The following is a 26493-nucleotide window of genomic DNA, read 5'->3' as shown; positions in this document are numbered from 1 at the left end:
TTATTTTCTTAGTTCTCTATACATATCAACCATCTCTTCAATTAGATTTTTTTCTGATATAGCAGTCATAAGCTGATCTTGTGCATGTATCATCAAAAGAGAAGCCTTAAAGGAATCTCCATTTAATTCTGCTTGAATTAACTTTGTTTGGGTGTTGTGAGCTAAATCTAACTCTTCCTGTGCTTTTTTTAATCTTTCCTCTGCTTTTTCCATATCTCCTGCTTTTGCTGCTTTTAATGCTTCATAAGCATAGCCTCTTGCATCTCCAGCGTGAGAAATTATATTAAAAATATGTTCTTCCATAGATAAAACCTCCAAAGTCAAATTATTTTCTTATTGTTAACTAATCTAATTTAAATTGTGGTAAATATTCTTTATTTATCATAAGTAAGTCATCTAACAAATCTTTTGCTACAGTTACGGATGGAACTAAAGGATGACTTGCTAAAGCTAATAGTGCCTTTTCCTTATCTCCCTTAACTGCTGTCTCTACAGCAAGTACTTCGTAGCTTTTTACAGCTTGAATTAATCCCTTTACTTCTATTTGTAAATCTCCCTTTAAGCTAAGTGGAGTTGCTCCTCTGCTGTCTATTATGCAGTTTGTTTCTATAACAGAGTTATCAGGTACTCCTTTAATTATTCCATTGTTTAAGGTGTTAACTGTATGGATTTCTCTTTTGTCATTGTAAATTGCACTTATAAGTGACACTGCTGCATCTGAGTAATAAGCCCCTCCTCTTTTTTCTAATTCTTTAGGCTTAACATTAAGTTCAGGTGATTTATAAAGCTCAAATAATGTTTTTTCTACTGCCTTTACCTGTTCTGCCCTTGTACCCTTGTTGCAATCCTCCGCCGCTTCTATTTCTTCCTCAACCATTTTATCTGTCATATAAAAATATCTGTGGTATGGACAAGGAATCATTCCTAAGGCTCTTAAAAAATCCCCGTCCCATTTTAAGTTAGATATATTTTTCATATTAAGCACTGCACCGTCAAGAAGTTTTTCAATAACTTCCTTAGTTACATCCTTATCCTTATGCCAGACTTTCTTACCCCATACCAAATGGTTTAAGCCAGCAAATTCTATAAAAATATCTCTATAAGGTACTTCCAGCATATTTGCTACATCCATTGCCATGTGTATAGGTACATTACATAAACCTATGCACTTTATATCAGTATATTTTAGTACAGCCTCTGTAACTAATCCTGATGGATTCGTAAAATTTATAAGCCAAGCATCTGGACATACTTCTTTTATATCCTTGCATATATCGAGCATTACAGGTATAGTTCTAAGGGCTTTAGCAAAACCGCCTGGTCCTGTTGTTTCTTGACCTAATACTTTATATTTTAAAGGAAATCTTTCATCCTTTGCTCTCGCCTCTAATCCGCCTACTCTAAATTGTGTAACTACAAAATCCGCATCCTTAAGGGCTTCTCTTCTATTTAAGGTTATAACTAATTTTATATTTAGTCCTGCTTTTTTTATCATTCTTCTTGCTAGGCTGCCTACTATACTTAATTTTTCTTCTCCCTCTTTTATGTCCACTAAATGTATTTCTTTAATAGGTAATTCTGATATTCTCTTTAAAAATCCTTCTATTATTTCCGGGGTATAACTACTACCCCCTCCTATTACAACTACTTTAAGCTCCTTCATAATCTGACACCTCCAAATTTATATGCTGCTATTACTTACTACATAATTGCTCTCTTAACTTTAAATTAATAGTTAGGTGAACTTTAATTCACCTAACTATAATTTTCCTTATATCATTAAGCATTTAATGTATTATCTTCTTCACTTATTCCCTGTTCTTGAAGTAATTTTTTTTCGTAAGCTTTGAAGAATGGGTAGTATATTGCTGTTGTAATTGCTATGTTGACTAAAACAAGAACTATAGCCTTCCAATCTCCTTTTGTAGCAAGATATGCACCTATTGGTGCTGGAAGTGTCCATGGTGCTTGTATTACCGGTCTGGCTACTATATTAAAATACATTGCAAAATATGATATAAATGCCGATAATATTGGTCCTAAAATAAATGGTATAAGGAATAATGGGTTTAGCATTATTGGTGCACCAAATATTACTGGTTCATTAATGTTGCAAATACCTGGAATTAAGGACACTCTACCTATATCTTTTAAATATTGTGATTTAGACCTCATCATTAAAAGAACTAAACCTATAGTAGCACCTGAACCTCCTATCCATACAAACCATTGGAAGAATGGTTCTGGAGCTATGTGTGGTATTGCTGTGCCTGCTGCTAATGCCTTTGTATTTTCATCTAATAAAACAAGCCATATAGGTCTTGCTACTGTACCAACAATAGAATCTCCATGAATACCACATGCCCAAAGTAAAGTAATAAGGAAGGTAGGGACTAATACTCCGCCTAAAGTATCTCCTGCAACTACAAGTGGCTCAAATATACTCATTATAAAATGTTGTATATCAAAGTTTAATAAGTCTCTAACTATCCATAATACAACTATAATAATTGTTGCTGGTATTAATGCTGCAAAGGAGTTTGCAACAGATTCCGGTACTCCTTCTGGCATTTTAATTGTTAAATTCTTTTCCTTTGTAAATCTTAGAGTTTCTACAGCAAAAATAGCCATTAATATAGCTACGAACATTCCTGCACCGCCAAGATTGCCTAAAGGTAAAACAAAGCCTAAATCGTTTTCTTTAACTGCTACTGGTAAGCTTGTCAATAAGAATGCTGCTACGGATAAACTACCTCCAGCTAATGAATCTAGCTTATAGGATTTGGCAAGACTATATCCTATTCCAAAGGATGCATATAAGGCCATAATTCCCATAGTTAATCTATAAGGATATAATATCCTTCCTATATAAGGCTTTACCATTTCCGCCCATGAATTTACAGGTGGAAAGGCAATAACTAAGAAAAAACTGCCTACAATTATAAGAGGTATAGTTGAAACGATACCATCACGTATAGCTCTAAGATGTCTTTGTTCTGCCACTTTTGTCATAGGCGGCAAAAGATATTTCTCTAAAAGCTCAAAAATTAATTTCATTTTAAGTCCCCCTTAATATTATTTTGAATGTTTTTTTATTTGTTCTAATACCTTTGGAGCACCTATTGGTGTATATCCCATTGGAACTATTAATTCAACAGGTATATTAAGTTCTTCTGCCTGTGTTTTAAAAACTTCTAATCTGTGTTTTACTTGTGGAGCAACTAATGCCATGTCATATCCTAATTTAATTTCATCTTCAAATTCATAAGTGCCCACAGCCTTAATTTCTAGTGGAAAATTTTGTTTATCAGCTTCAGCTTTTATAGCTTTAACCACTATTGCACTAGACATTCCTCCTGAACAAACCATTAAAACTTTCATATATAAATTCCTCCTCACATTTGTTTTTATATTAAATTATTAAGCAATAGTCATGCCAATATCGTAAACTCCTTCTATAGTAATTGTTTTCATTTGATCTGTATCATGCCGAAGTTTTTGATACACAATTTTTGATACACAAATAAGTTTATTGTACATTGTAAAAAGATTTTTTAGTGAATATTTTAGTATAATAAGGATATACTTTACCACATTACTAATGAAGTATTTAAAAGGAGGAATTTAATATGGTCAAAAAGAATCTGTCCTTAAACAACCACATTGATAAAGAAAAGAATTCCTTTGAATTAATTAGAGAAGATATTTTATCATATTATAATATCCTTAGTAATGAGCATAGCATAACAAAGGGAACATTTTTGGAAGAAAGTGCAAAGAAATTTATACTAGAAAATCCTAACGCTTTTTTATTTGCCTTAATAGCAGAACAATCCGTTAAAACAGAAGTTGCTTGGAGCTTACCCTATAATTTAAAAGAAAGATTAGGTCATTTTGATATATATAAATTTGCTAATTATAGCGAGGAAGAATTTGAAGTGTTTTTTAAGACAAAACCTGCATTACACAGATATCCAGGTACAATATCGAAATATATTTTATCCGCATGTAAAATCCTTATCGAAAAGTATAGCGGCTCAGCAAATAATATTTGGAAATATCCCTCTACTGCCAATGAAATAATAGCTAGATTAAATGAATTCAAAGGCATTAGTCAAAAAAAAGCTGCATTAGGCGCAATGTTGTTAATAAGAGATTTCATGCTAGAAGTTGAAGATAAAAATCATGTAGACATAGCCTTTGATGTTCATATTAAAAGGGTTTTTTTACGTTCCGGACTTGTTAATAAAGATGATTTAAATGAATTAATAAATATAGGTAGAATTTTAAACCCCGAATATCCAGGTATTTTAACCTCACCCTTTTGGAATATTGGCCGTAATTGGTGTAGACCGACGAATCCCAATTGTTCTGAATGTCCTATAAGAAGAGGTTGCCTAAAAAAAATAAATTCTTTTACTAAATAAAGAGAACCATAAGCAGATTAAAAATCCACTTACAGTTCTTTCATAATAGAGCACTAATAATCTAAGTTACAGCACTGTAGATAATTACTTTATTATACTAATCTAAGGATACTATATTTTCATAATTTACTTTAAATACTTCTCCAGCCTTCTTTATTATATGACCTGAAGCATAAGGCTTACCTTCTATTGTAATATATACTTTATCCACATTATAATAGTTTCCTAAAGTGTCCGTTACAGAAGTCAGTACTGCCTGCTCTTTATATGTCCCTGCATTCATTTGGGAAACAAATTCCTTTGAAAAATCTACATAAACTTTCTTTTCAGCTTCATTTAAATAAAGTTTATTTATCTTCGTGTTAGCAGTCATTAAAGGTATTGTAGATGAGTTTGGAGCTTTTTTAAAGTTTTTTTCAAAGAATGATTTTGTTTCATCGTTGGTTTTAAAGCTTGCTACTATTTTCTTTTTTCCAATCTTACTATCTTCAGGCATAGGATAATAGAATTTAACAGTCTGTGTGACAGCTGCATCTTTATCAAGCTTCTCTAAGGTAGTAGTAACAAGTAATCCATTAGATTGAAAAACAGTTTTTATTAGTCCTATTCCTAATCCATAATAATCTTTTGTGGTGGAGTCTTTTCCTTCTGTGGTAACTTCTATGGATTTAAACTTTCCAGCTGGAGTAGTTATAAAGTCTCCAACAGCTGTTATGGTTCTTTTTCTACCATCAGATAAAGTCCATGTATTCCCTTTCACTATTGGTTCTTTAATTAAAATGTCATTTGTATTTGAATTTTCCTTTGTTAAGTCATCTCTATAGTAAAACTCACCCCTGGAGAATACTGTTTTTAGCTCTCCATTTTTATTTTCAAGTATTTGTCCTCCTGTGGTACCTCCAGTTATAATTCGCAGCTGAACTTTGTTATCTCTTAAATAGTCAACATATACGTCCTTTGATGCATATTCGTTTCCTGATCCAGCATATTTCATTCTGAGGTTTCCCTTCATTGGGAAAAAGTCATTTATTACATATTGTTTTGATTCACTTTCTGTTTTGGTTTGAGTTTGATTTTGTGTATCTGTAGGTTTTTGCTCTACTGTTAAATTTGCGGATTTATTACATGCTGTTAACACAACCATAAACAAAGATAGTATAATTACTATTAGCTTTTTCATAACATCACCCCATATAATGTTTTGTAAATTATATAATATATAATATATTTAGTAAACAAAAAAGAAGTGAAGAGTATCAAAAAATATAACACTTTATACATTTAATTAATTGTGGTGAAATATAATAAAAACAGTATTATACCTTTATTTTTTGTATAATGAATATAAAAAGGAGGATTTAGCTATGAGTAACACATTCAAATATGATATTAAAACTACAAAAGAAGAGCAATTTATTAATATAAGCCATCTTGTTGAAAAGTCTGTTAAAGAAAGTGCTATGAAGAATGGAATAGCAGTAATTTTTTGTCCACATACCACTGGTGGTATAACAATAAACGAAAATGCTGATCCTGACGTAACTAGAGATATAATTGCTACTTTGGATAAACTTATACCAATTAAAGGCGATTATAAGCATTTTGAAGGAAATTCCCATGCTCATCTTAAAGCTTCCTACATGGGCTCTAGTGCTACTGTCATAGTAGAAGATGGAAATCTTCTTACAGGAACCTGGCAGGGAATTTATTTCTGTGAATTTGATGGCCCTAGAAATAGAAAGGTTTATATAAAGGTTATTGAAGGATAATATCTACTTTAAATTTACATATGAAGTGGAAACTTGAATCAGATGGGGTTTCACCCCCCACCTGATTCTTAGTTGAACGAATCCATGGACGTATCCGCTATTTACTCCCTCTTTGAGAAAAGCAGATATCCCAAATCTGTGATTTGGTGATAGTCGCTTTCACAGAGTGCGAGGGAGTATTAGAGCGGGTAGTCATCGGATAAAAAAGAGAACGTAGATAGATTTGTTTAAATTCAAATCTATCTAAAATACAATTACCCTGTAACACAAATACACATTTTCTCTGAGCTTATTTCCGTAAGATCATCCTCTGTAAGCTCTGATAGCTTAATCTCCTTTATATTTCTCACCCTATATATTTCATTTTTATTTCCAATCCAAATTGACCATATTTCAACCTTTTGGTCTTTCAACATGTTCTTTTTCAAGTATTCAAGCAGCTGTGCTGAACATTTCTCAGTAAATCTATAAGGTAACCAATAAACATATTTCTTTTTTATGTGATAGTCCAAATTATTTGGTGGATTATCACACAAACTAACTGTTAGCCCGTCCATGTCATCCTCTGACTCACAATACATTACTTCTAAATTTTCATCTAACCTATCTAAAGGTAAAGGACTCTTCGCTTCAGGGTTCAGCTTTTTTAATTCCTTTACTGTGATTCTTTTTACATTCGTTAAATCAACTTCTGGCATCTGGATGTCAGAAGCTATAAGATTATACTTACTCATAAATTATCTTTAGTGAGAAAGTGTATTGTAAGTACCAAACTCTCACCAAATCTATCCTCCTTTCGTTTTATGTTATTATTCATCCAACCTGCCAATACGCATTTAGAATATGTGCATAAAGTGCATATACTGGCTGATTTCCGTCTAAAACTAATGTTTTACAAGATGCTTCCTTCAAACGAAGCATATGGCTTGCTAATGAATTAACCGCATTTTCATCCTCAGTCAGATAGGTTCTACACCAGTCAAGAAACTCGCAGGTCAAGTGATAGTGATCTCCACCTGGAAGCATCCTTTCTCCGAATCTTGCAAACTCTCTGTCAGAAATTCTCTTCATGCGAATCTCCTCATCAAGTATCAGCAATACCAGCAACTCCCTATCATTGAACCCTTCAGGGTTCCAAGAATGCACAGAACCTGAAACAACATAATCTTGATGATTAGCAATATCGTCGTTATACATCTTAAAACGTTCTTCAACATGATGATTTTCAGTAAAAGAGCTATCTTTCCATAAATATTTGTCTGTATCAATCCAGTAAGCACAAGTTTTTTCACTTATATATTTGCATAATGTACTTTTCCCTGTGCCTGAGGCACCTATAACCTGTATTTTCATATTAATGCTCTTGTCCCCTCCCTTTTAAAAAGTTATGTTTATTATACTGTTCTTTCTTCTCCTGCTTTTAAACTAATGGCCAAAAGAAATACTGCCATAACAATCAAGCATATTATCGGCACATTCCATGAGTGGCAAATATCAAAAATAACTCCCATTATAAATGGGCCTACAGCTGCCAGTAAATACCCCATTGCCTGTGACATTCCTGATAAACTTGCAGCCTCTTGTGCCCCACAGGAACGGAGTCCAATAAAGGACATTGCAAGACTTATGCAGGCTCCTGAACAAAAACCACAGATCAAAACTGAAACTGCAATAAGTATGGGGTTATCTGCAAATAGGAATAACATTAACCCAAGAGCATAGACAAAAGAAATGATACCTGCTATTGCCTTCTGATTTCTCTTTCTTACTGCTAACAGCGGAACAGAAAATGAAGCTGGAATTCCCATAAACTGATATGCCGAAGCATAATATCCCGCTGTTTCGGTATGGATTCCTTTTGCCTGCAGTATAGTGGGCAGCCATGCCACAAAACAGTAGAACAATAAGGACTGAGTCCCCATATACAAAGTAACCGACCATGCTACAGATGATTTATACATGTTCTTTTTAGGAGCTTCTTTGTAAGCCTTTTTATCTTCTAGCTGTAAATTCCTCTGCAGAATCCAGATGGCTATTGTTATAACTGCAAGAATCAGCCACACTGCTAAAGCGTTTTTCCAGCCTAGCCCTGCCTTTGTTGCAAGTGGAACACTAATTCCAGAAGAGAGCCCAGCAAAGATTGTCATTGATGTTGTGTAAATGCTTGTCATCATTCCGACTTTATCTGGATACTGAGATTTTATAATGCTAGGGAGCAAGACGTTACCAACTGCTATTCCTGTACCAATTATGGCTGTCCCAATAAACAAGCCTGCTGTTCCTGTATAAGAGCGAACAACAATTCCAAAAGCCAATGTAATAAGTGAGTAAATCATAAGTTGTCCAGCACTGAATTTCTTGCTGAGGCCGCTTATAAAAGGGGAGGCTATTGCAAAAGTAATAAGTGGAATAGTTGTGATGATTCCCGCAGAGCTTACCGATAGATTCAGCTCCGTTTTTATGGCGCTAACAAGTGAACCGACTCCTGTAATAGGTGATCTTAAATTAAATGCTGTAAACACAATAGCTAAAATTAATAAAATGTTCCTCTTTTTATTCATCTATAAAATTCTCCTTATCATAATTAATTTGATTAATTATGATAAGACTATTTATCTGCAATAAGTGCCTGTATTATTTCGAAATTATATACAGGAAGATAAGCTTCAAAAGTCACTTTAAAACACCTCCTAAAAATAGTATCTTCCATTAGGATTTCAGTAAAAATTATATCATTGCATAAAATATATCACAATATTTTATATATTTGTTCAAAAATAAAATTTAAGCCATTGCTTAATAATTAAGCAATGGCTTTTTACATCAAATTTGTATTTCCAATTTGTTAGCATCTCTCGGAGAATCTTCTGAAGGAGATTGAAACTTAGGTTGGCGATACTCCTGTAAAGTTATCCTTATACTTTAATATATATATTGGAATATATGCTGCTAATACCATTGGTATAATTAATTTTATTGGGAATAGAAGGATTAAAATAAATACAACTGCTATTGGCTTTTTAAGTACTGCACTTGTTAGTGAAGTAGTTACAATTGTAATGGATGTTACTGGATCTATTGAAAATAAGGATGCAACTCCAAATCCTATACTTACTCCTGCGAAAATAATAGGAAATATATGTCCTCCACGCCAACCAGTTGTCAAGCAAAATTCTGTTATGAATAACTTTACAACAGCTGTTATTAATAATAAATAAACAGACATATTTGTCCAATCTACTGCTAGTTCTGTAAGCTGATGCTCACCGGAGAATAAAGTAATAGGAAGAATAGTTCCTATCAATCCTAATACTAATCCACCAATAACAGCTTTTATTATTTTATAACCTTCCAATGGTTTAAGTAACTTGTGAAGAATATCTCCAAAAAACTCATATAACATTGCAAACAATACCCCTATAAGTATAAGTGGTATTATAGCTATAATTTCATTTTTACCTATTGTTGCTGGACCAAAGTCAGCCAATGAAAATCTCCTGTTATCTATTTTTGATAAAAATATAAATACACCAAAGCCTGCAAAAGTAGTTATCAAATATACAAGTGATTTTATCATCTTTGTAAGTTTTGAATCTTTTTTATCCTCAAAGAATGTAGTAGCACCAAATAGTGGTGTTCTAAAAATCATGCCAATTGTGGCCTCAATGCTATATTCTATTATTATGTCTCCATACTCATTTAAAACCGCTTTTTTCTTAATTATAGATTTAATAGCGTCTCCTGCCCATGTAGAAAGGCCTCCTATCAGTCCAACTAAAGCCGCTTCAGGTCCAAGACTAGCTCCAAAGGAAAGAACACAAAGTGCAGCTATTGTACTCTTATATAATGATCTATAATCAACTCTCTTAGTTTCCTTGAATTCCGCTAATACTTCCTCCATATTACGTGGATAATTACCAAAATACTTTTGACATAGACCTACCAAAAGGCCTCCAACTAGACAAAGTAATATAGTCCAGTTTTGAATATTAAGTGACTCTGGTAAGCTAACCCATAAAAAATGAGTTGTTAAAGAAACAATACCTAAAAAGCCCCATGTCAACAGCCCTACAATTCCTCCTACAACTATGCTATACAGTATTAGAATAGCTAAACTTAAAAATTTCATCTTATGTATATGCCCTCCTTCTCATGTTTCGATTATGAATGCCTAAACATATTTAACTAACTAAATATAATTTTGTACTGCAACATATGAAAATATTAAACTATATTTTAAAGGGATGCAACCGTTCTTCTTTAAGTTTGCTATTAATTCTTCTAGTATATTCATTGCTGCCTATACTAAAATAGTTGCCTGGCAGTCCTGTAATATTAAGAATGAGGTATTTGCATTTTAACTGGGCACACATGGTAATAGTAACAATTTCTACAGTTATTATCATAGAAGCGCTTAGCAATAACAACTTCTTCTTCCTCACCTTCTTCTAAAGGCTCCTGATTCTCTTGTGGAATTTGAGTTTTTTTCATTACTTCGTGACATTTTATTTTTCTTATCCTATCATACAAAATTTTTCCATGCTTATCGGTGGTAACTGAATCTCTATCATGGCTTATTATCTTGTCCCAAAATTCAGTATCCATTTCAGTCCAGATATAAAACCACCCACTTTTACAAGAATCTATTATTTCTATTATTTTATCTTTAGACATAGTACTACCCGGTGGTTCTGGAGGAATATAATTAGGTGGTTCATCTCTAAATCCAGACATTTCTACTGGGGGTTCTTCCATCCTAGGTCCTATTCTTCCGTAGCCTCTGCTACAATTATTATCATTGAAGCGTTCAGCACTAACATACTCATCTTCATTTTCTTCTTTATCTAAAGGTTCATTATTCTCTTGGGGAGTTTGATCTAATTCCATTGGTCTAGGACATGATATTTTTCTTATCCTATCATACAAAATTTTTCCATGCTTTATAGTAGTAACTGAATCATTATCGTAGGTGTCTATCTTGGCCCAAAAATTATCTCCCACTTTAGTCCAGATATAAATCCACTTACTTTTGCAAGATTTTATTACCCTTATTATTTCATTTTTCTTCATAGTAGCACCCGGTGGTTCCGGAGGAATGTAATCAGGTTCTTCATCTCCAAGTACAGACAGTTCTACTAGGGGTTCGTCCCCACCTAGTCTTAATCTTCCGTAGCCTCTGCTATAGTAATATGGCATTGAAATTAATTGATTCTTGTAAGAACACTGATTAAAATATTGACAGTTGTAACAATACATAAGGCTTTCTCCTTTTAATTATTACTATAAAAAATTCATTATAAAATATTTTATGATATTAAAGAATCAAGGGTTACTATTTGTTTTGAATGTATAATTATAAATTCAAAACAAATAGTAACATCTATCTGCTAAATATCATATTATAATTTGTAAGCAATTTTCACAAAATTCCTTATACAAATAACATCAATAGAGTCTATTGTGGTAACGATGAAATAAAGGGTTCACAATTAATGTATAGAAACAACGAAAATAGATGAAGATGAGTATCCACCAGACGAGGAAAGGTATGTTTAAAGCATATTATTGATAAAATTGATATCAATTATATAAGGAAGGGAAAAGAATGAATTGTTGTTATCAGTGCCCTTATATGGTAAGAGGAACTTTTAATTCTCCAGGATGCTATTGTCCTTACTATTATAATTTTTATTACAGGCAAGAAGAAGGTTTTGAAGTTGAGGAAGAATACCCACCTCAAGCAGCACCAGGTACTTTCTTAGCTGTAGACCCTAGTTTTGCAAGAAGAGTTGCTAGACGCTGCGAGGAAAGAAGAAGACCTAGGCTAGAGGTGACCTTGAATAATGGTCAAGTAATTACATTAAGAGATTTTGAAGCAGGAGAAGATAGTTTAGTCGGAACAAATGTAAGGACTGGGGATGATGAAGTATTAGACTATCAAGCAATAAGAAGACTTAGATGTTTGCGAAGAAGAGCGAGAAATGGAAATCCTGATGAATACGAATATGGGGAATGTGACTGTAGAGAACAATGAATGTTTAAAAAAATTACTCTTGAAAGAACGGCCTGTTTTGGCGCCTGTCCTGAATATATAATTCAAATAGATAATACGGGTAAAGTTAAATGGACTGGTATTCGGAATGTTTCCAAACTGGGGGAACATGAGTGGACTATATCCCCTGAAGCAGTGAAGGAATTAAATGATCTAATAGATCAATTTGGATACGCTGAATATGTGTATAAGCCTTTAGGACCTTCTAAAACTGATTTTCCAAGCGTTATAACTTCTGTAGAATATACTAATGGGCATACTAAAAAAATAAATCATTACTTAGGTGATACATTGGATTCAAATGCACTCACAGAATTTGAAAATAAAATAGAGAAAATTGCAACTTCACGCGTTAAATGATCCATTAATTGTTTTCTACCATGCTGACAAAATTAATCTATTATCTCCACTACTGTTTATCCGTCCAAAATTTTATTATATCAAAAGTAAGCCTGCATTTTTATAGATGCAGGCTCTAATTGCTTTACAAGATGCTTCCCTCAAGCGAAACATCTGGCTTGCTAATGAATTAACTACATTTTCATCTGCAATCAGATAAGTTCTACACCATTCAAGAAACTCACAGGTCAAGTGATAGTGATCTCCACCCGGGAGCATCCTTCCTTATTGTACATCCATATAATGCAAATAAGATATACAAAACTTGTATATCTTAAACATTACAATATGAATGTAATTCTGCTGCCTTTTTATAATGCTTTATAGTATTAACTTCTTCCTTAGTTTTTCACTAGCTAGTACTATTACCTTAACACAGGCTTTGTTCTATCTCAAACGTTTCTTAAACTTTAAAACCAGTAATCCTCCTATCACGCCTCCAGATATTATTCCAAGTAAAAAAACACCTAAAAGATACTTAACTAGCTGTGATACTGACATAAATATCTTTGCTTCCATAAAAACACCTTCTGAGGAAATTGATAATCATTAATATAATATTCAGAGCCCTGCCAACTTATTATAACTTTTAATTCATTACCTAATGCAGAGAAACTAAATTGGTGAAAAGCCTAAATGGCTTTTCACTAAGTATAAAGCACCTTACTACTCTCTGCGAAATTTTTAACTCTTTCTAAAATGTACTGCACTAATTTATCTTTATTTTTCCATTTGCAAGTCTCCCCTTTATGGTCTGAGACATACTCCTTTATTATTTGTATCAATTCCTCATTTGATAGATAACTAAGTTTTTCTTTTAACTTTTTTTCTCCTTCTTTCCTATAAAAAGCAATTGGATTGAAGGAGGGCTTATCATCTATGGCATTTTCATCTTTTTCATTAAAAGAATTATCCCAATCCATAGTAAACTTAACTTTAAAATCCTTTATATACCTATAATTCTTCTTAATATTTTTAATAAAGCTTTCAACTTCCTCTAATTTCACTATAACATCTTCCTTTTTATCAGCAGCTTTTCCCTCTTTATCGTTAATTATATATCGAATTATTCTTTCTAGTTCTTCTACCCTAAGCTTCAACTCATTTGTATCTTTATTAATACGATCTATTTCTGATTTATCAATATTTCCCTTATTTGTTTCGTCGCTTATAGATGGTTCTCTTTTATCTTTTAGCACTTGTCTAATATATTTTAAGCTAGTCTCTATTCTATCTGCAATTTCTTTATCCTGGACACCATTATTAAATAATCTAATTATTTCTTCCTTCTTACTCATAATGCCTCCTTTTTAATCTAAATTGCTTTACTGATACATTTAGGTACTAAAGCTTTAAATTCATCTAATCGTGGCAAGAATACTCCCACTTCTACAAGTAGGGGAGGAATTGCCATTTGCCGATAGGCAACTCCATAACTTACCACTTACACACCTCGCTTTCTTGTTATATATTCTTCACTAATATGATATGATTATTATAATTAGTGAAAGGAGTTGATATTATAGAAATTACTATAACATCCAAAATACAAATATATCCTACTAATGAGCAAATAGAAATTTTAAATAATACAATGTTTCAAATAAAAAAGGCACTAAATTATATATCTAAATATATCTTTGATAATAATTGTCCTAATCAAAAAAAGATTAATGAAGACACTTATTATTATTTAAGAGAAACATATAACTTAAAATCTCAAATGGCTCAAAGTTGTATGAAAACTGCTATTGCTAAATATAAAACCAATAAGTCCAATGGGCATGATTTTACCTTAATACAGTTTAAAAATTTAGAGTATGACCTTGTTTGGAATAGAGATTATTCCTTAACTAAAGATATATTCTCTATTAACAGCCTTCAAGGTAGACTCAAAATACCTTATGAAACTAAAGGTATGGAAAAGTATTTTGATGGCTCTTTTAGTTTTGGTACTGCTAAATTGATATATAAATTTAATAAATACTTTTTGCATATACCAATGACTAAAGATTATCCTCAAACCACACCTTTTGAAGTTAATAAAATTGTAGGTGTTGACCTCGGTATCAACTTTTTAGCAACTACCTATGATAGTTATGGTAAAACCACTTTCTATAGTGGTAGACATATAAAAGCTAAAAGAGGACACTATAAAATATTAAGAAAACAACTACAAGAATGTGGTAGCAAGTCAGCAAAACGTAGAATTAAATCTATTGGTTCAAGAGAAAACCGTTATGTTAGTGCTATTAACCATACCATTACAAAGGCACTCGTTGACAAATATGGAACAAATACATTATTTGTTCTTGAAGATTTAACTAACGTTAGAACTGTTACTGAAAAAATTAATATTAATAATAGATATGTTTCTGTATCTTGGGCTTTCTATCAATTTAGGCAATTACTTGAATATAAGACTAAAATGAATAACTCAATTGTTATAATAGTTAATCCTAAATATACAAGTCAAACTTGCCCTAAATGTGGGCATGTTGAAAAAGCTAATAGAGATAAGAAGAACCATATCTTTAAATGTAAAAATTGCAACTATCAATCTAATGATGATAGGATTGGAGCAATAAATCTTTGGAGAAAAGGTCTTGAGTATATTGAGAATAACTCCAAAGAGCATAGTGAGTAAACTTGCTATGTTGCGGTGCTGTCAATCACCGTATCGTAACCTACGTTTGAGATGGGAGATATTAAATATCGCTAGTACCATGTGTAGTAGAGTTACAAGCTCCCGCCTCTATAGACGGTGAGTAATTGACTAATTACTTAATCACTTATAACTATATTATTATTGGACTTGTCTAACTATGCATTTTTTCAACTCATTATAGTATCCTTTAGAACATTCCATAGAGTTACTGTACCAAAAGTTGACTTATGCACTAAAAAGTATTAGTAACATTTTCAGAGGACAGAGGACAATTGATAGAGGACAGATTAAGGTAAGTTTTCTTCCTTGCGTCAGAAAACTATTATATTTTCGAGCCTATGTTTCACTAATGCGAAATATAGATTTAAATTATATATTAAAGATTTTTCGGAGTATAACAGATAAAAATCCTCCTTCTCTATCAATTGTACTCTGTCAATTGTCAATTTTTTGTTCTCTTTTCATAAAAATTACTAAATTAAATTATAGTATTAATCAATATTTTAGTTTGGATATCTATATTGTAACTTATCTATTTGAAGTCACCTTTTCTTAATTAATCACATAATATATAAGGATATAAAGAATTTTAGGAGGATTAACGTGAAATATTTTTGCCCTATATATGGTAAATCCTTTGAATACTTCAGCGATGATAATCCTAATTATGGTGGGGACAACTCTTCTTTGAACATACGAGCTGGTGCAGCAGATCAAACAATTATTGACGAATGGAATACCGTCCCCATTCCTCCTGCACCTGAACTAAAGCCGGTAACAGTTGATCCTAAAACCACCGCACTGCTGATATTAGATATGGAAACTTCTATATGCAAAAACCCTCGTTGTATAGGGTCTATCCCTAATATTAATAGTTTATTGACTAGAGCCCGCAAAAACAACATGCTAGTTGTCTATAGTCTTATTCCTACGGGAAGTCCCTCAGATGTCTTTAAGCAGCTAAGTCCTTTACGTGGCGATCCTATTGTTAAATCAACTGTAGATAAATTCTATAGAACAAATTTAGAAAAAATATTGCAGAAAAAAGGCATCAAAACTGTCATAGTCACTGGTTATGCAGCTAATGGTGCAGTCCTCCACACAGCTACAGCTGCTGCTTTTCGTGATTTCAATGTTATTGTTCCTGTTGACGGCATGTCTGCTAATAACCCTTATGCGGAACAGTACACAGCATGGCATATGCTTAACAGTCCTGGAACTAGAGGTCGGGCTACCTTAACAAAGGCCAATTTGATTAAACTTTAAACTACCTGCCACTAAAATCTCTTTCCTTTATTTTGATAATATTATAAATAAAAAAGACGTAAAGTCAACTTATACGACGGGCTATGTTTCCAAGCTTCAGTACGTTAAAAACTTCTAGTCCGTCTAAAGCTTGTGTTTTAGACGACCTAAGAACCTTCGAGAACTCGCTATGCTCAAACAGCTCGAGGTGCTAAGGTTGTCTTAAAACCCTTCACTAAGACTGACACAAAGTTTTTAAATCTACCTTCGGTTTTGGAAACATATCCCTCTGTATAAGTTAACTTTCTAGTTAGTTTTACTATATGCCTCCTTCTATACTATAGTAAAAGAACGACATCCTAATTAAAGAATGTCGTTCTTTTCTATTCAACCCTTACATTACATAAAGGTAATAATTTAATTAATAGCCAATGTCTTTATATTTTTGACATAAATATGATATTATTATTTAGAAACTTACTTAAACAAATTTTATAATTGGAGAGTGATAACTGTGGCTGTTAACATAAAAAATGATTGGATGGAATTATTAGAAAATCAATTCCAAATGGAATATTATAAAGAATTGAGAACCTTCTTAATACATGAATATGGCTCTAGAACTATATATCCAGACAAATATGATATATTTAATGCCCTAAATTATACTGCATATAAGGATGTAAAAGTAGTTATCCTAGGTCAAGATCCTTATCATGGTCCTAATCAAGCACATGGACTTAGCTTCTCTGTAAAGCCTGGAGTACCTGCGCCTCCTTCCTTAGTAAATATTTATAAGGAATTAAAAGATGACCTTGGCTGCTTCATTCCAAACAATGGATATTTAAAAAAGTGGGCTGATCAGGGTGTGCTGCTTCTTAATACAGCCCTTACAGTAAGAGCAAGAGAAGCAAATTCTCATAGGAATAAAGGTTGGGAAATATTCACTGATGCGATTATTTCTATATTAAATAAAAGAGAAAAGCCTATAGTCTTTATTTTATGGGGAAGTAATGCTATTTCAAAGGAAAAACTTATAACAAATAAAATTCATTACATAATAAAAGCTCCGCATCCAAGTCCACTTTCTGCTCATAGAGGTTTTTTCGGAAGTAAACCCTTCTCAAAAACTAATAACTTTTTAGAGTCTATTGGCGAAGCTCCTATTGATTGGCAAATCCCAAACATATAATATTTTAAAGCATGCATAAATAACTCTTATAGTGGAAAATTAATTTTTGTAGTAATACAAATTAATAATCTTGGAGGTAATCTTATGCAATTAGCTGCTCATGAGGTATACGACTTACATGAATTAATAGTAAGCTGTGTAAACTCTATATCAAATATGGCTATGTTTAAAAATATGGCAAAGGACCCGGAACTAAAGGCTATGATAGAAAGGCATTTTCCAGCTCATGTTCAGGACTATAATATGAAAGTAGAATTTGTTAGCAAAGCTAATGGCTCCACTCAAAAGCTTAATGTTCCAAACTTAAATGCAACTTTACAGGACTATACTAAATCACCAACTAATAATTTCCCTCCAATTACACCAAGAACTAGCATACAGCAAATGGATGATAGGGAAATAGCTACTGCATATCTTTTGACATTAAAAAGAGCAGGAAGAGAATATGCGTGGTCTGCAATGGAAACAGGTAATCCTACAGTTAGAGAGTTCTTAAAAGATGCCTTTACGATGAGCTGTAATCACGCTTATGATGTTTGGCAGTGGATGGTGCAGAAGGGATATTATCCTTTAGAACCAGCATCTCAAAATACGTTAAACACACTTTCTTCAATCTATAATGAAGTTCGTGAACCTTCACTAGTCTAAACAAAGGGGCTGTGGCATTAAGAATAAATACTACAATATATTGTATGTAAATTCTTTAGTGCGGCAGCCCTTATTTTTATTAAAGCATATGGAAATAGATTGTAATTGGAGCACTTGCTAATTTAACTCCTAGCAAAATTATGAATTTGCATAGACAACTAATTCTTGTATATTTTTCTTTTCTACAAAATCCATAGGATGGTCATAGGCAGCTAACATCCCCTGCTCATCAGGAGTTAAATCTTTTTTCTTTTTTAACTTCCACTTTAGAAATGTCATAAGTATTTTGTTAAGAGTGCTGAGCTTTTTATAGTTAAAGCCACCACGCAAATAAAAGAACTTAATGTATTTCTGCTGCTCAGCAGTAAAGTTTTTATTCCTCACCCCATCAATTTCCTCAGCTCTTCCTACTGATGCTCCCGTTGCAAAAACTATAACCTTTTTACCCTTAAGACTATCACTGTTTTCTGTTATAAATTTTGCGCCGCTTATCCCACCAGCATATAATCCACCGCCATAAATTACAGTATCATAATTTTGCAGTTTATCTACATTAGCCTCTGAAACATGAAAAATATCCGCACCTAACTCTTCAGCAATCCACTCGGCGTACTTTTTAGTAAAACCTGTTTGTGATTTGTATATAACTATGCTTCTCATCATCTATACCCCCTTTTAATAGAAACATCCCCTTTCAGCAAAAGCAAATGTTTTTATTTTATAATTATATTTCAATATATTCAGGTTTTCACCTGCTTATTAAGGATAGCTCTAATTATGATTAGCTTATTTTATAAATTACTTATCGATTCCTTTTTCAGCATTTCTTCAAATTCTTCCTTAGATACAGGCTTACTAAATATATAGCCTTGTACCATATCACAGTTATATTTTTGAAGTATTTTTAACTGAAGCATATCCTCTACCCCTTCTGCTACTACCTTAAAATCTATTCCATGAGCTAGCTGTATTAGTGCAGAAACTATGGCACTTTGTTTTTTATCTTTGCCAATATCATCTATAAAGGATTTATCTATTTTTATATAGTCTACAGGAATGGTTTTTAGATAGCTTAGAGAGGAATAACCTGTACCAAAATCATCAAGATACACCTTAATACCTAAATCTCTAATTTTATTTAACATCTTTTTGAAATACCTAAAATCCTCCATAATGATGCTTTCTGTTATCTCAATTTCTAACCACTTAGCTTCTAATTTTGTATCATTTAAGGTTTTCTTAATTAAATTTAAAATTCTATTACTCTTTAATTGGTTTACAGAAAGGTTAACAGCTATAGCTGCCTTCTTGTAGCCTGCCTCCTGCCATTTTTTATTCTGTGAACACACAGTCTTCATTACAATTTCTCCAATTTTTTCTATTAAACCTATTTCCTCTGCTAGGTTAATAAAAACTACTGGAGATATTATTCCCTTTGTAGGATGAATCCATCTGACTAAAGCTTCTGCTCCCTCTAACTTTCCTGTTCTAATATTTACTTTTGGTTGATATAGCACAGTAAATTCATTATTTTCAACAGCTTCTCTAAGTTCCTTTTCTAGTTCTACTTTTTCTAATACCTCTTTCCTCATATTGCTTTCGAAAAATTTATAATTACTTTTTCCAGAAATTTTAGCAAAACTCATAGCAGTATCTGCATTTCTGAACAGTTCTTCCAAGTCCCGTCCGTCTTTTGGATATATGGCAATGCCTAAACTTGCTGATATATATATATTGCTATTTTCAATAGTGACATTTTTCTCTAAGGATTTTGATAATGAATACACAAGTCCTGCCAGATCCAATTCATCCTTAACACTCCTCACTAATATTGCAAATCTATCGATGGCTACATGGCAAAGCATATCCTCCTCTTTTATATATCCCTTTATTATAGACACAATCTTTACAATTAATTTATCTCCCAATTTGTAACCTAAATCATAATTCACATTTTTGAAATCGTTAATATTAATATATACAATAGCAGCAAATTTACTTTGTTCCACTAAATTAATTATTTTAGGAAGGTTCTCTTTAGCATATATAATATTAGGAATATTGGTTAAAGGATTATACAGAGCTAGACACTTCATTTCCTTTTGCGGATTTTTCATATCACTAATGTGTTTATGACTATCTATATTTTCTATTTTAAAATTACATTTATTTTGATCTATTGACATTTATTTATCTCCTTTCTATATATAATCATGAAGCTTTCAAAATATGTAGTAACAAATAAAATCAACTCTCTTCTACAAATTCTCAATGTATTATACTAAAACCTTACATAAATAGTTATGCTAGTTATTTAAAATAAAAAACCATATATTAGTAAAGTATCAGATTTATGTACAAAAAGGCAAGTCCTAATATTTCATATCTATTTTTCATGATAAATATAAATGGATATATTTGCATTTCAACAGTTTCAATTATATAATAATAAGTACTACATAATTGATTTTTTATAGAGAGGAGCTGATTTATTTGGTAACGGATATAGATTTTAATTCATTAATAACTTCTATTGGTAACTGTTGCCTAGGTACTAGTTACTGTGAGTCCTGTTCTAAAGAAAATTGTCTTATAGGCTACTGTAAACAAAATCTTTTAACCTGTTTAAAAACAGGAGAGCAGTTTATAGAAGATGAAATAAATAACATTCCTGTCTTTGATACAAAGGTTTTTGACCAAAAATCTGTAATGGACACCATAGGTTTTATATTAAATCAATGTAAAAACTGTAATGCATATCACGATGAAGAGTGTATTATAAATATGCTCAGAAGCGCCTGCGAAGTAATATTACTAGGTAATCCCATAGATTATAATGGTAGTGTTCTTTTATATATAGATGAAGTAAAGGACATTAATCCAGAGATATCTAAGGGCATATATGAATCCTTTAAAAGAAATAAACAAGAAAGAGAAGGTATGTAATAATGGAAGATATCAAATTAACAATTGAGACTACTTTAGGTGAAACTAAAGGGACTGAACTTGATAGAGCAGTAAAACAAACCTTTAATGGTGAAACTAAGGAAGCAGGTCTTTATCTTGCTATAGCTCGCCAAGCTCAGAGACAAGGCTATGGTGATATTGCTGAAATATTAAAAGTTTTAGCTCTTGAAGAAGTAGAACATGCAGCAACTTGTGCTGAATTGAACGGAATGATAACAGAGGATTGTTTTCAAGATATAAGACAAATGCTAGAGGGAGAGATCTTTGCTAACAATGCTAAAAGACAGGATGCATTAAAGGCTGATTCCCTAAACATAGAATCCGCTAAAGAATTCTTTAATACTGCCGCTAAGGATGAAGGTAGACATGCTAGAATATTAGAGGGAATACTCAAAAAATATGGAAAGTAAGAAAAATGCTTGCCATTTTTCTTACTTTCCTACCTAAAATAATGATTTTACGTTAGCTATTACTGAGGCTGCTTCCTATTAAAACAAATTGCCGCCTAGTCTCCAAATGCTAATATCATATCCTTTTTCCGTTATAACCTTCATCCAAGACTCCAAAGTAACTTTATCAGCATACCATACCTCGTGTTTTATATTATTTTCATCTTTATAATTGAAGAACAGGCACTGGCTTTTATTGTCACGTTCTGCTTTAACATTATATGTTTTTAATAAATTACTAGCTTCAGCTTCTGTAACGGAAGTAGTTTTCCCATTAGAGGCCCAATTAAAGCCTCCCGTAGCAATTGCAAAATCCTTTTTTCCTGGAACTTTACTCATTTTTTCTATTGAGTTCCTGATAAACTCAGGATCTGCCTTTCCTCCCGGTTCACTAAAACCACCATGCAAATTGTAACACATTAATACATAAGTTGGACCTTCAGGGAAACTCAGTTTATCAAAAGGTGTATTAGTTTCTAACACAACTCTTAGCTTTAAACCTTTATTTTCAGCTTTTTGATACAGTTCATTTATGAATAATATGTAATTATCCCATAATTTCATATCATTTTTTATTTGTTCATAATCAATTTCTATACCATCAAAGCCATATTTAGCTGCTAAGTTTATAATCTCTTCAATATGCTTACTTCTTGAATCCGGATTACTTAATATAGAATTTAATAAATTTGTATCTTTTAATGAATAACTCCCATCACTATTCATTTTATCATTGACAATAGTTATATATTTATTGTAATCATAACTCTTTGTTTTGTTATAATAATTAATTAATTCTTCTGGCATTACTAATTGATTATTGGAATTAAAATTAGCTGCAAAATAAGAGATATTTTTCAATTTCTTATCTAAAGTTTTAATTTCTTTATCAGAATTTAAATCCCAATATACAACCCAAGCTGAAAAATTATTTATATTCTTATCAAATATTTTTGTATCTTTATTCAAGGCTACATCTTTACTCTTAGAATTAGCTTCTTTTGAGCTAACAGTTATAAATATAACTGATATTAATAATATTACTAATCCAGTAAAGATCAAACTTTTTCTCACATTGTTACTCATTAATTACCTCTCAAATTATAAATTCTTAATAAACCAGTTCACAATCTTATTGTAAGAACTTTTAATCTTATAAGTTATAGCTTCTACTCCTTTTAAGGAAGAATCATATAAAACTTCGTTATTCATATTGGTTACTTTAAAACCTTTAAATACTCCATCATACACATCATCGGCAATATTTCTTTGGCTATATCCATAGTTTCCCCATGCAGACTCAAGAAGAATACTGCCCTCATTTTCATTACTTATTTTTAAGTCTTCTACTATCTTCTTGTCATCAATAGATAAAGTCAGTTTTTTATCAATTAATGTTATATCAACTTTCTTACTTCCCGGTTCTTTTATATCAAATTCTTTATTCTTATCTCCTAAAGCTAAAGAATATAGGATATTTTTATTGCCATTTGTGTTTTCAATAACATTAACTGTATTATTAATAAGCTGAACACATATGCTATTGCTTCCATCTTCATTAGATCTTAAATATATAGACTGAGAACCTATAATATTACCATTTAACATTGTTGATACTTTAATATTCTTGTAACTTTCACTATTTAGCAATTTAATAAGACCTTTTTCCTTTGGTAGGGATGTTAATATAATTTTATCATCTATAAACTCCGTTTGTCCTTTTATTTCTTGGAAATTTTTAGCTTTTTCTTCATCTCCTACAACAAATTTAGTATTTTTCTTAGTATCATCCCAAATTCTCATTAATAAATGATTGGTGCTCCAATATGCCTGTGGTTGAACCCTAGTTAAGTCATAAATAGAGCTGTTTGGTAAATTTAACGAGTATCCCTCTCTATTAAAATTCATACTAAATAACTCTTTAATCCACTTGCTATTTACTTCACTAGCTTTATCATTTGTACCAAACTTTCCTGTATTTGAATGCATCAGCCCATATAAAGCTGGTACATATCCAAGCTCTTTATTATATATGTTTGATAAGCTTTTATAATCATTATCAATACGTTCTTTCATATCTCCATAACTTTCCACAGGAATGCCATGTTCATCTCTCATGTAATCCATCAGATAATGATTATATTGTCTATTGATTTTAGAGGCTGCCTTTGAGAACTCAACAGAATTTAGATTTCCTAAGTAATTTGAGTCTTTATCAAAAACATTGATATACTCCAGTCTATACCCATTAGTACCTAATTCCCAATAAGAGGTATCTTTTAGTTGTAATAAATCTTTAGGATTTAAAAACTTAGGGTCTTTCTTTGCAAATTTATCTGCATAAGTCAGCATTGTGGCTTTATAGTTATATTGCTCTAGAATTTTTTGAGAAAATATTGCCGTATCTCTTCTTCCATCCTCAAATAATAAAAATAATGATTTTTCTGGTAATGCCTTACCTTTTTTATAGTAATCTAATATATCTTGTTGAGTTATTGTTACATATCCATTATCTTTTAATGCTTTTATTTGTTTCTCTAATGCTTCAGTACTTATTAGTGTAGCATCTCCAGTTCTATCTACACCAAAATATGATACCGCAATAAAACCACTATTTCTGTCTTTAGAGGCAGCATATGAGCTATAGGGATCATATACTGAAAAAGTACATAAAGCTTTTATGATAATTAATAGCATTACACATAAAATTATCCCTTGAAATATGCTTCTTATTATCTTAACTCTATCTTTTTTTTCAGGAGAAAATTCTTTATTCTTCAAATGCATTCTCCCCCTTTTTTCTTAATATACTGAAACCTTTCCTTTGCTCTTTTTTTCTTTGAGCTTCTATATCACTTGGAGTCATCCTTGTCCCCCAAGTTGATTTCCAAAATGTTACCCATGCAATAGGCATTTGCCAAAGTAATACCGCTTCATAATATATACAAAACAACATTCCAAAAATCCAGGTTGTACTTCTTCTAAAAAACATTTGAGCAAAACTCATCATTAATGCCATCATCAATAACCCAACAAGAAATGTGGTTGGAAATATCCTATGTACGATTGGTACATAAATTAGGTTATAGGTAAATATTACAGGTGCAGCAACAGGGACAAATACGCCTATATAAAAGAAAGCGGCCATAAAAGGTTCCTTTTTCCACATAAACTTTCCTGCAATAATTGATTCTCTGAGCCAAGACCTTTTCCATCTCATTTGCTGTTTAAGAAATACCTTATACTTATTAGGTACAATAGTAGAGCAAATTGCCGTATCTTGATAACTAGTTCTATATCCATTCAATACAAAATTAGTCATAGCTCTATCATCCCCAAAGGTTGCCTTTTGACCTAAAAACTTTTGATTTATCCATTCCTTCATATTATCTATAACTATTTGTTTTCTGTAGCAGGCTAGCGGTCCTGATAAACAGGTAACTGCATCAAAATAGGCTTCTGCTGCTTTCATAATTCTAAAAGCAATATAATATCTAACAGACTGCATTTTAGTTAGATTATTTGTAAAAGTATTAGCAACATCTGTTCTACCTGATACTCCCCCCATTTTAGGGTCTTTGAAAGGTTGAACTAGATTTCTTATTGCAAAAGGATCTAGGAAACTGTCCGAATCAACAAATACAACTAAATCATGCTTTGCCTTTAAAACTCCCCTGGAAAGAGCCTCTCTTTTACCTGAGTTTTTTTCTTGAACAAAATACTTTACCCTGTTTGGAGCATCAAATCTTTCCGCTTCTTTATTTAGTTTCTCTATAGTCTCTTTGATTTTGTCTACAGAGTTATCATTAGAACAATCATCTACAACTATAACTTCTAATTTATCAATAGGATAGTCTTGGTTAATGCAGCTTAAAATTGTATTTTCTATCCACTCCTCTTCATTAAAACAAGGAATAATAATTGTTACACCTGGTGTATAGTTAACATCTATTGGCATAGGCTTGTACAAAACACCAAATAAATATCTACTTAATAAAAATACAGCTGTAATAATACTATATAGATATAGCCACTTATTAAATTTAAAGTATATAACACTTTCTGTACGCATTAATATAATGAACATACTTATGAATAATAATAATAAGCTAGATGCAGCTAATACATACCTATCCTTCTTTCTACTGGAATATTGTGATAAGCTTTCAGTAAATTCTATGCCGCACATTATTTTTCCATCTGCTGTAATAGCATCTCGAACCTTTTTCCCATTAATTTTAACATTCATTTCATATCCTTCTGGCATAGAACCAGGTAATACCCTAAATTTCAACCTAATGCTATTAGCATCGCTAATTATATTTAATTGCTCTTGATCTTTTAATTCTAATAAAATTCCTGTAGTAGAAACATCTAAAGATTTAACTGTAAATGTGCTGTCACCTTTTTTGCTTTTACATATTACTTCAACGTCAGTTTGCATTACATATCTTATCCCTGCTTTTTTACTTTTTATAAATGAGCTAGGATCCTCATAATCCTCTAATACCTTTTTTCCTCTACGATCAACACTGGTTCTTATAGCTTCTTTGTCGGGAACATTTGCAAGTAATCTTCTATCTTTGCGTGGATTTAAAAGAACATCCTTAGCTTTGTCTTTTTTTAATCTTTTGTATTTAAACCTCATTGCTCAAACTCCTAATTTAATATATAGCA

29 protein-coding genes are annotated in these 26493 nt (G+C 31.8%); 10 read left to right on the top strand and 19 right to left on the bottom strand.

Annotated features, from left to right (window positions below):
- The 4 genes from I6U51_RS19495 to I6U51_RS19480 form a co-directional block, all read right to left on the bottom strand.
- Complete coding sequence (locus I6U51_RS19495) at positions 1–303, bottom strand: PTS sugar transporter subunit IIA (protein ID WP_211144238.1); 303 nt, start codon at positions 301–303, stop codon at positions 1–3.
- 40 nt (positions 304–343) lie between these two features.
- The gene (locus I6U51_RS19490; protein ID WP_211144237.1) at positions 344–1663 is read right to left on the bottom strand and encodes a 6-phospho-beta-glucosidase; all 1320 of its coding nucleotides are present in this window, start codon (positions 1661–1663) and stop codon (positions 344–346) included.
- Between the two features lie 116 nt (positions 1664–1779).
- Positions 1780–3057 carry a PTS sugar transporter subunit IIC gene (locus tag I6U51_RS19485; RefSeq protein WP_211144236.1) on the bottom strand — a complete coding sequence of 426 codons (1278 nt, stop codon included), beginning with the start codon at positions 3055–3057 and terminating at the stop codon, positions 1780–1782.
- Between the two features lie 18 nt (positions 3058–3075).
- Positions 3076–3381: a PTS sugar transporter subunit IIB gene (locus tag I6U51_RS19480; protein ID WP_211144235.1), complete on the bottom strand. Its 306-nt coding sequence runs from the start codon at positions 3379–3381 to the stop codon at positions 3076–3078.
- Between the two features lie 248 nt (positions 3382–3629).
- On the opposite strand from I6U51_RS19480, the gene I6U51_RS19475 reads away from it, so the two are divergent.
- Entirely contained in the window at positions 3630–4427 is a 798-nt protein-coding gene (locus I6U51_RS19475) for an endonuclease III domain-containing protein (RefSeq protein ID WP_211144234.1), read from the top strand.
- Positions 4428–4524: 97 nt separating this feature from the next.
- Here I6U51_RS19475 and I6U51_RS19470 read toward each other — a convergent pair whose 3' ends face one another.
- Positions 4525–5607 carry a GerMN domain-containing protein gene (locus I6U51_RS19470; RefSeq protein ID WP_211144233.1) on the bottom strand — a complete coding sequence of 361 codons (1083 nt, stop codon included), beginning with the start codon at positions 5605–5607 and terminating at the stop codon, positions 4525–4527.
- Between the two features lie 184 nt (positions 5608–5791).
- Between I6U51_RS19470 and I6U51_RS19465 the strand changes: the two genes are divergently transcribed.
- Positions 5792–6196: a secondary thiamine-phosphate synthase enzyme YjbQ gene (locus I6U51_RS19465; RefSeq protein WP_211144232.1), complete on the top strand. Its 405-nt coding sequence runs from the start codon at positions 5792–5794 to the stop codon at positions 6194–6196.
- 254 nt (positions 6197–6450) lie between these two features.
- Here the strand turns inward: I6U51_RS19465 and I6U51_RS19460 are convergent, their stop codons facing one another.
- The 5 genes from I6U51_RS19460 to I6U51_RS19440 all read right to left on the bottom strand — a co-directional run bounded on the left by I6U51_RS19460 (position 6451) and on the right by I6U51_RS19440 (position 11452).
- On the bottom strand, positions 6451–6930 hold the full coding sequence (locus I6U51_RS19460) for a hypothetical protein (protein WP_211144231.1): 480 nt from the start codon (positions 6928–6930) through the stop codon (positions 6451–6453).
- Positions 6931–7009: 79 nt separating this feature from the next.
- Positions 7010–7549: an AAA family ATPase gene (locus I6U51_RS19455; protein WP_211144230.1), complete on the bottom strand. Its 540-nt coding sequence runs from the start codon at positions 7547–7549 to the stop codon at positions 7010–7012.
- Positions 7550–7590: 41 nt separating this feature from the next.
- Entirely contained in the window at positions 7591–8757 is a 1167-nt protein-coding gene (locus I6U51_RS19450; RefSeq protein ID WP_211144229.1) for a CynX/NimT family MFS transporter, read from the bottom strand.
- A gap of 323 nt (positions 8758–9080) precedes the next feature.
- Entirely contained in the window at positions 9081–10325 is a 1245-nt protein-coding gene (locus I6U51_RS19445) for a chloride channel protein (RefSeq protein WP_211144228.1), read from the bottom strand.
- Positions 10326–10531: 206 nt separating this feature from the next.
- Positions 10532–11452, bottom strand: coding sequence for a hypothetical protein (locus tag I6U51_RS19440; RefSeq protein WP_211144227.1), 921 nt, complete (start codon positions 11450–11452; stop codon positions 10532–10534).
- A gap of 349 nt (positions 11453–11801) precedes the next feature.
- On the opposite strand from I6U51_RS19440, the gene I6U51_RS19435 reads away from it, so the two are divergent.
- Positions 11802–12230: a hypothetical protein gene (locus I6U51_RS19435; protein ID WP_211144226.1), complete on the top strand. Its 429-nt coding sequence runs from the start codon at positions 11802–11804 to the stop codon at positions 12228–12230.
- Positions 12231–12608 (top strand): DUF6438 domain-containing protein, encoded by a 378-nt coding sequence (locus I6U51_RS19430; RefSeq protein ID WP_211144225.1) that lies wholly within the window; start codon positions 12231–12233, stop codon positions 12606–12608.
- Positions 12609–12683: 75 nt separating this feature from the next.
- Here I6U51_RS19430 and I6U51_RS19425 read toward each other — a convergent pair whose 3' ends face one another.
- The 4 genes from I6U51_RS19425 to I6U51_RS25175 all read right to left on the bottom strand — a co-directional run bounded on the left by I6U51_RS19425 (position 12684) and on the right by I6U51_RS25175 (position 14091).
- On the bottom strand, positions 12684–12839 hold the full coding sequence (locus I6U51_RS19425; RefSeq protein ID WP_211144224.1) for a hypothetical protein: 156 nt from the start codon (positions 12837–12839) through the stop codon (positions 12684–12686).
- A gap of 195 nt (positions 12840–13034) precedes the next feature.
- Positions 13035–13166 (bottom strand): hypothetical protein, encoded by a 132-nt coding sequence (locus I6U51_RS25180; RefSeq protein WP_281396112.1) that lies wholly within the window; start codon positions 13164–13166, stop codon positions 13035–13037.
- A gap of 128 nt (positions 13167–13294) precedes the next feature.
- Entirely contained in the window at positions 13295–13945 is a 651-nt protein-coding gene (locus I6U51_RS19420) for a hypothetical protein (RefSeq protein WP_211144223.1), read from the bottom strand.
- A gap of 17 nt (positions 13946–13962) precedes the next feature.
- Entirely contained in the window at positions 13963–14091 is a 129-nt protein-coding gene (locus tag I6U51_RS25175) for a hypothetical protein (RefSeq protein WP_281396110.1), read from the bottom strand.
- A 60-nt stretch (positions 14092–14151) separates the two neighbouring features.
- Here I6U51_RS25175 and I6U51_RS19415 point away from each other — a divergent pair, with 60 nt between their 5' ends.
- From I6U51_RS19415 to I6U51_RS19400, 4 genes are all read left to right on the top strand, one after another.
- Entirely contained in the window at positions 14152–15294 is a 1143-nt protein-coding gene (locus I6U51_RS19415; RefSeq protein ID WP_211144222.1) for an RNA-guided endonuclease InsQ/TnpB family protein, read from the top strand.
- Between the two features lie 624 nt (positions 15295–15918).
- A complete protein-coding gene (locus I6U51_RS19410) occupies positions 15919–16581 on the top strand; it encodes an isochorismatase family protein (protein ID WP_211144221.1) in 663 nt (220 codons plus the stop codon).
- A gap of 493 nt (positions 16582–17074) precedes the next feature.
- The gene (locus tag I6U51_RS19405) at positions 17075–17752 is read left to right on the top strand and encodes a uracil-DNA glycosylase (RefSeq protein ID WP_211144220.1); all 678 of its coding nucleotides are present in this window, start codon (positions 17075–17077) and stop codon (positions 17750–17752) included.
- 84 nt (positions 17753–17836) lie between these two features.
- Positions 17837–18400: a spore coat protein gene (locus I6U51_RS19400; protein ID WP_211144219.1), complete on the top strand. Its 564-nt coding sequence runs from the start codon at positions 17837–17839 to the stop codon at positions 18398–18400.
- A gap of 138 nt (positions 18401–18538) precedes the next feature.
- On the opposite strand, the gene I6U51_RS19395 is transcribed toward I6U51_RS19400, so the two are convergent.
- Both I6U51_RS19395 and I6U51_RS19390 read right to left on the bottom strand, forming a co-directional pair.
- On the bottom strand, positions 18539–19060 hold the full coding sequence (locus tag I6U51_RS19395) for a flavodoxin domain-containing protein (RefSeq protein ID WP_211144218.1): 522 nt from the start codon (positions 19058–19060) through the stop codon (positions 18539–18541).
- A gap of 131 nt (positions 19061–19191) precedes the next feature.
- Positions 19192–20586 (bottom strand): putative bifunctional diguanylate cyclase/phosphodiesterase, encoded by a 1395-nt coding sequence (locus I6U51_RS19390; protein WP_211144217.1) that lies wholly within the window; start codon positions 20584–20586, stop codon positions 19192–19194.
- Between the two features lie 307 nt (positions 20587–20893).
- Here I6U51_RS19390 and I6U51_RS19385 point away from each other — a divergent pair, with 307 nt between their 5' ends.
- Positions 20894–21346, top strand: coding sequence for a hypothetical protein (locus tag I6U51_RS19385; protein ID WP_211144216.1), 453 nt, complete (start codon positions 20894–20896; stop codon positions 21344–21346).
- 2 nt (positions 21347–21348) lie between these two features.
- Positions 21349–21777 (top strand): ferritin family protein, encoded by a 429-nt coding sequence (locus tag I6U51_RS19380; RefSeq protein ID WP_211144215.1) that lies wholly within the window; start codon positions 21349–21351, stop codon positions 21775–21777.
- Positions 21778–21855: 78 nt separating this feature from the next.
- Here I6U51_RS19380 and I6U51_RS19375 read toward each other — a convergent pair whose 3' ends face one another.
- Genes I6U51_RS19375 through I6U51_RS19365 form a run of 3 tightly spaced genes read right to left on the bottom strand, consistent with a single transcriptional unit; the run spans position 21856 to position 26464 of the window.
- Entirely contained in the window at positions 21856–22902 is a 1047-nt protein-coding gene (locus I6U51_RS19375) for a glycosyl hydrolase family 18 protein (RefSeq protein ID WP_211144214.1), read from the bottom strand.
- 15 nt (positions 22903–22917) lie between these two features.
- Complete coding sequence (locus I6U51_RS19370; RefSeq protein ID WP_246517515.1) at positions 22918–24603, bottom strand: polysaccharide deacetylase family protein; 1686 nt, start codon at positions 24601–24603, stop codon at positions 22918–22920.
- Entirely contained in the window at positions 24587–26464 is a 1878-nt protein-coding gene (locus tag I6U51_RS19365) for a glycosyltransferase family 2 protein (protein ID WP_211144212.1), read from the bottom strand. The genes I6U51_RS19370 and I6U51_RS19365 overlap by 17 nt, the downstream gene beginning before the upstream one ends.
- Positions 26465–26493 lie beyond the last annotated feature (29 nt).

It is taken from the genome of Clostridium aciditolerans (genome assembly GCF_016316925.1).
In the GTDB taxonomy this organism is placed as follows: Bacteria; Bacillota; Clostridia; order Clostridiales; family Clostridiaceae; genus Clostridium_AM; species Clostridium_AM aciditolerans.
The sequence above is the reverse complement of the archived record's forward strand: the minus strand, read 5'-3'. Positions and strand labels throughout refer to the sequence as shown.